Consider the following 5682-nt stretch of genomic DNA (forward strand, 5'->3'; position numbering starts at 1 on the left):
TTTATTTTATCAGATTTTTGCCTATCTCTCTTTTCTTTTTTCTTAATTTTGTCCAATATCTATTGTAGCACTACACGAAAAACTTTCCGCAGACCTCTGTTTTAATTGACTTTTAGTGTGTTCAGTGATATACTTAAATGTGTATCGCCTTTTGTCGGAATAAGCCGACAATGGCTGTTTTATCAATTTTTGTTAGGAGTTTTGTTGTGGTATTTGCAGATCTATTTTTCTTGTATTTTTTCCTGCCTGTGTGTCTGATATGCTATTTTATCACACGCAGTACAGCCATAAGAAATGCAGTGCTGGTGGTGTTTTCACTTATCTTTTACGCATGGGGCGAGCCTGTCTGGGTTAGTATCCTCATAGTTTCCTCCCTTGTGGACTACATAAATGGTCGGGTGATAGAAAAACACCCCGAAGGCTGGCAGGCAAAAGCGGCGCTTGCATGGTCGCTTGTCTTTAACCTTGGGGTGCTGTTCGGTTTCAAGTATACGGCGTTCTTTGTGGAAAATCTCAACAATTGGTTCGGTCTAGGCATACCGGTGCCTAATATCGTTTTGCCTATCGGTATCTCTTTCTATACGTTCCAGACTATTTCCTATACCGTCGATTGCTATTGGGGCAAGGTCAAGCCACAGAAAAACTTCGGCAGATTTCTTTTGTATGTATCCATGTTCCCACAGCTCGTTGCAGGACCTATCGTAAGATACTCCGTTATCGGCGAGGAGATAAACGAAAGAAAGACCACCGCCAAGGATATCTCCGACGGCTTTTCAAGAATAATCCTCGGACTTGGCAAAAAGGTCATTATCGCAAATAATCTCAGCACCATTGTAACAGCCCTTTTCGGCTCTGCTTCAAACGGCTATGAAAATATAAAGACCCTCTCTGTGGCAGGCACATGGCTTGGCGCAATTCTTGTGGGTCTGTGGTATTATTTTGACTTCTCAGGCTATTCAGATATAGCTATCGGTCTTGGCAGGATATTCGGCTTCCACTTTGATGAGAACTTTAAATATCCTTTTATCTGCAAAACTATCTCAGAGTTCTGGCAGAGGTGGCATATCTCCCTTAGCTCATTTTTCAGAGATTATGTGCTTTATCTCCCTATCTTTGGCAAAAGAAGAAAATACGGTGGACTTTTCCTTGTTTGGTTCTGCACAGGACTTTGGCACGGCGCAAGCTGGAACTTTGTTTTCTGGGGACTTTACTATGGAATGTTCATATTCTTTGAAATGCTCATAGGCAAAAAGCGCATGAAGAAAATGCCTGTACCCCTTGCACATATCTATACAAAGCTTGTTATTTTCATAGGCTTCGGAATATTCTATTTTGAGAACCTCGGCTCGCTGGGTACGTTCTTCAAGGCACTTGTTGGAGCAAATGGAAACAAGCTGACCGACACAGTTACACAGCACCTTTTCATGAACAATATCTGGCTTTTTGCAGTGGCAGTGCTTTTCACAATGCCTGTTATACCAAAGATCAAAGAAAAGGCGCTCTCTGCAAAGAGTACAGCCTATTTTATGCAGTCAGCAGGTATCCTATGCAATGCGGCGATACTTGTTCTCTCAAGCGTTCTGCTTGTGAACACAACAAACAATCCGTTCTTGTATTTCAGATTTTAGGCAGGTGAAAGAGTATGGCAAATAATAAAGATTTTGAAAAGGACTTCAAACTGCCTGATACAAAGGCTCTTTCAGAAGCCTATACAGAGTATCTTGACAGCGTTACTTTCGGTGGAAAGCCTATAGGCGAGGAAAAGAAAAAGCCTGAAGCTGTCAGCACGGCAAAAGTTGACGAAACGGAGAAAAGCTCCACTGTCCATGACGAGATAGTGGAAAAGATAGTCAGAAAAAACAAGGCTCTCAGCCACAGCATTTGGACGGATGAGCCTGTTTTGAAGCCAAAGAAAAGCGTATGGCTAAATACTGATGATGATAATGAAGAAGCATTGAAAAAAGTTGAGAAAAAAGCTGAAAAAGTTGAAAATTCTCAGTCTGTACAAAAAGCTCAGGAGAAAAATGCTTCCGATAATGAAGTTATTATCCCATTTTCCAAAGAGAAAAATCACATAAACGGCACTAAAAAAGAGATATCTGTGGCAGTTTCAGCAGACGGAACTGTGAAAAAGCTGCCGAATAAGAAGAATTTCGTGCTGAAGATACCTGACAGCTATTATAGGGAATATGACGCAGCGGCACAGGATAAAGGCCCTGTTATCGCAGGAAAAAGGGTCGAGATAATCGACAAGAGAAGCCCTGAGAAAAAGCCTGAGAATGCTCAGAAGCCCAGCAGGGTAGAGGCGACAATAAATGTCAGAGTGCCTGTTCAGAAAGAGCAGGAGCCTGTCAGGAAAGCTGAAAAAAAGGCTGAACCTAAATCTGAGCCGAAACCTGATCCTATGGAAAAAGAAGAAAGCGACGCTAAGGCAGAGGAAGCTTACAGAAAAGGCATCGAAAAGGCAAAAAAACGTCGTGAGGAACGTGAAAAGGCTAAGAAAAACAATATTCACGAGCTGGAGTTTAATGTTATAAATTCTGTTGTTTGCCTGCTTATTGTTTTCGGCGTGTTTGCGGCACTGCTTGTGATGAAGCGTGAAAGCGGTTTTATACAGTCAGAAAACAGAAACCTTGCGACTTTTCCGAAATTTTCGCTGTCATCATATTTTGACGGTGACTTCACAAGCGGAATAACCGAATATTTTACCGACACTGTTCCAAACAGAGAAAAGCTTAAATCTTTCTGCTCTGATTTCACGAATATGCTTGGAATAAAGCTCAACGATACTGTTATAACGGGCGATTTCAAAACGGTGGAAAAAGAAGAGCTGGATCAGGATAAAATCGCAAAAACAACAACGGTAACGGCTTTTACAGGTTCGAGGACCACCACCACTGCGGATACAAAGACCACCGACGCAAGCACAACTACGAAAAAATCAACGGAAAGCGAAAAGGTAGTTGACGTGCCTGACAATCTTGACGACGGTCAGTGGGAGGGTGACGTTATAGTATCCGGCAAGGGCGAAAACGTCCGTGCAATGGGTGCATACTATGGCACGTTCGAGAACGGCGACAAGTATGCGAACACCATAAACAAATGGAAGGCTGACCTTGGGGACAGCGTGAACGTATACAATATGTCTATCCCGACTTCGGCGGCTTATTATATGCCGAACAATCTCAAGGACGCTGTTTCAGATCAGAAAGACAATATCGACAACATTGCCGCAGGTCTTAACGGAATAATCAACACCGATGTTTATGACTCTCTGGCTGAGCATACAAAGGAATATATCTACTCAAGAACGGATCACCACTGGCAGCCTTTGGGAGCATATTATGCGGCGCAGGTTTTTGCCGATCAGTCGGGAATAGATTTTCCAGACCTTGATACCTACGATAAATGGGAGATAGATGGCTTTGTGGGAACGATGTATGCTTACAGCAATTACAACAGTGAATTGAAAAAATATCCTGACAAGTTCATTTACTATAAGCCTGACAATAATGATGATCTGACGGTAAAGTACTATGACACGGAGTTTAAAAACCCTGTGGAGTCTACGCTGTTTTTTGACTATGCGGAGGGCGTGAACTGCTATTCTGCGATACTCAACGTGGATCAGGAGATAGCTGAGATAGACACGGGCGTGGACAATGGCAGAGTGCTTGTGGTGTTCAAAGACAGCTTTGGAAATGCTCTGATACCATTTTTCACCCATGGCTTCTCAAAAATCTATGTTTGTGATTTCAGATATTTTGATATAAACGCTATTGATTTTTGTAAAGAAGTGGGCTGCACAGACCTGCTGTTTGCAATATCGTTGACGAGCTGTTCAACGCCTAGTAAGGTGGATTGTTTGAATAATATTAGGATACAGTAGGAGCTAAGTGAGGAATTAGGAATGAGGAATGAGGAATGAGCAAAGCTGCCCCCAAGCACCGAGCGAAGCGAGAGATAAAGCGCACGCTCAAGCCCGGCGCTAGAGGGCTTGTGGGGTCTAGGGGCAAAGCCCCTAGCGGAGTATGAGGCAGAGCCTCATTCGGCGCAAGCCGACAAGGTGCAGATTTAATGAAAAATAGCATATAGAAGTCAAATATCAGATAAAAGTGATATCGGAGAATTAAATCTGCACCGCTTTTCTATCCCATAGCAAAACGTAGATACGCAAAGAGCGGAGCGATTTTGCGGCAAGATAAACTATCCCGAATAACTGTAGGGGCGAACAGCGTTCGCCCGTGTTCAGAATTTGTTATAATTTCAGAATTGTAGGGGAACGGCGCAATTTCTGCTTTGCAGAAATCCGACGTCCCGACCCCCTCGCACGTCTTTGTACATCTGCATGACTTTATGGTAAATTCAAACCTCGTCACTTCGAGCGGGCTGTCGCATTTCTGTGAGCTTGCGAACAGAAATTTCGCCAAGCCCCTACAAGCGTGATAGGATAGTTTTTTGTTCTGTCCTACAATGGTTGTAATCGTGGACTTGTTTCTTCGACGGGCGAACGCTGTTCGCCCCTACAGATTTGTTGCCATAGGTTTCGTGTTTCAGTCGTTTTTTTATTTGATTTTCAAGTTGCGTTCGGGGTGCGACATTGGGTATTATGCCCTTGGTTGCGTATACACAAAATACCGCAATGCACACCCACGCTTTGACACAAGTACTCTACAGCCTGTTCCAGAATCTCTCATCGTATTCACTAAGTCGCAGGGCTTGTACGTGCCCGCAAGTATCAAAACGCTTTCTACTTATCCCGAAAATCACCACTTTTGTTGCATAAAAAATGCAACAATTGCAGAAATGTTGCCAAATTAAAATATAAATCATTTGTTTGCACAAATTTGTGGGGTGAATTTTGTGCAGGGTGATGATAAAATGTGAGTTATCAGAAAATAAAAAATAGATGCTTTTGGCATAGGGGGTGTGCTTATGAGGAAATTTTTGGCTATAGCGGCTCATGTTATCAGTGGTCTGGGAAATGACCTTTTGGGCTGGGTGATAATCATTAGCTTTGAGCTGACAGGCAGTGAGGGGAAGTTTCAGGACGATGTTTTTCATTGGATAATTTTTGCTTGCGGTTTGATACATATTGCGGTGAGCGTGCTGTACAGTTTGTTAGTTTGGAAAAAGGGTACGGCGAATGGTCATGCTCTGTCGGGAAAAATTCTTGCAGTTTATGACATCATTATGACGCTGGTACCTTATATGTACTGGTTTGTGGTTTGTGTGCTGTAGGTTTGGGTAAGGCGAAACTAATGGACGAGGTTTGCCGTATGGCTTTGGATAATATGTGATAGGCTGGAGGTTGAGCGTTATGAAAAAATTTAGGACGGTGGCGGCTGTTGTTATCATGTTTTTTGCGGCTATGGCTGGCTATTTTGTCGGGGCAGCATTGCAGGAGGAAATGGGCGGTGCGATACTTTTTGCGGTGATAACCGGGTTTGCTTGCGTTATTTACAATATGGATAATCGGGAATAGAGTTGGTGTTGTTTAACGGATAGAAAGGTGAAAATATGGAAAATACGTTTAGTGTGAAGATGATATTTCACTTTTATCACAGTGTGGTAAAGGCGGAGCTTAAAAGGAGAGGCTTTCCTATGGACGAGGTTTGCCGTATGGCTTTGGATAATATGTGATAGGCTGGAGGTTGAGCGTTATGAAAAAATTTAGGACGG

General features: G+C 42.9%; 5 protein-coding genes. All 5 read left to right on the forward strand.

The features are described from left to right. The first annotated feature begins 206 nt into the window (after positions 1–206). The 5 genes from AB5Z01_RS06520 (at position 207) to AB5Z01_RS06540 (ending at position 5643) form a co-directional block, all read left to right on the forward strand. Positions 207–1628: an MBOAT family protein gene (locus tag AB5Z01_RS06520; protein ID WP_278340492.1), complete on the forward strand. Its 1422-nt coding sequence runs from the start codon at positions 207–209 to the stop codon at positions 1626–1628. 14 nt (positions 1629–1642) lie between these two features. After that, positions 1643–3889, forward strand: a complete 2247-nt coding sequence (locus AB5Z01_RS06525; protein ID WP_287216448.1) for a DHHW family protein — start codon at positions 1643–1645, stop codon at positions 3887–3889. A gap of 1046 nt (positions 3890–4935) precedes the next feature. After that, the gene (locus AB5Z01_RS06530) at positions 4936–5241 is read left to right on the forward strand and encodes a hypothetical protein (RefSeq protein ID WP_278340490.1); all 306 of its coding nucleotides are present in this window, start codon (positions 4936–4938) and stop codon (positions 5239–5241) included. 79 nt (positions 5242–5320) lie between these two features. After that, positions 5321–5485: a hypothetical protein gene (locus tag AB5Z01_RS06535; RefSeq protein WP_181979739.1), complete on the forward strand. Its 165-nt coding sequence runs from the start codon at positions 5321–5323 to the stop codon at positions 5483–5485. A 35-nt stretch (positions 5486–5520) separates the two neighbouring features. Beyond that, the gene (locus tag AB5Z01_RS06540) at positions 5521–5643 is read left to right on the forward strand and encodes a hypothetical protein (protein WP_272114725.1); all 123 of its coding nucleotides are present in this window, start codon (positions 5521–5523) and stop codon (positions 5641–5643) included. The last annotated feature ends 39 nt before the right edge of the window (positions 5644–5682 follow it).

The organism is Ruminococcus sp. RTP21359st1_H3_RTP21359_211015 (assembly GCF_040909065.1).
GTDB classification, from domain to species: domain Bacteria; phylum Bacillota; class Clostridia; order Oscillospirales; family Ruminococcaceae; genus Hominimerdicola; species Hominimerdicola aceti.

Coding starts and splice junctions, on each gene's coding strand:
- AB5Z01_RS06530 (WP_278340490.1), top strand. CDS start 4,936: ATGAGGAAATTTTTGGCTATAGCGGCTCATGTTATCAGTGGTCTGGGA.
- AB5Z01_RS06540 (WP_272114725.1), top strand. CDS start 5,521: ATGGAAAATACGTTTAGTGTGAAGATGATATTTCACTTTTATCACAGT.
- AB5Z01_RS06525 (WP_287216448.1), top strand. CDS start 1,643: ATGGCAAATAATAAAGATTTTGAAAAGGACTTCAAACTGCCTGATACA.
- AB5Z01_RS06535 (WP_181979739.1), top strand. CDS start 5,321: ATGAAAAAATTTAGGACGGTGGCGGCTGTTGTTATCATGTTTTTTGCG.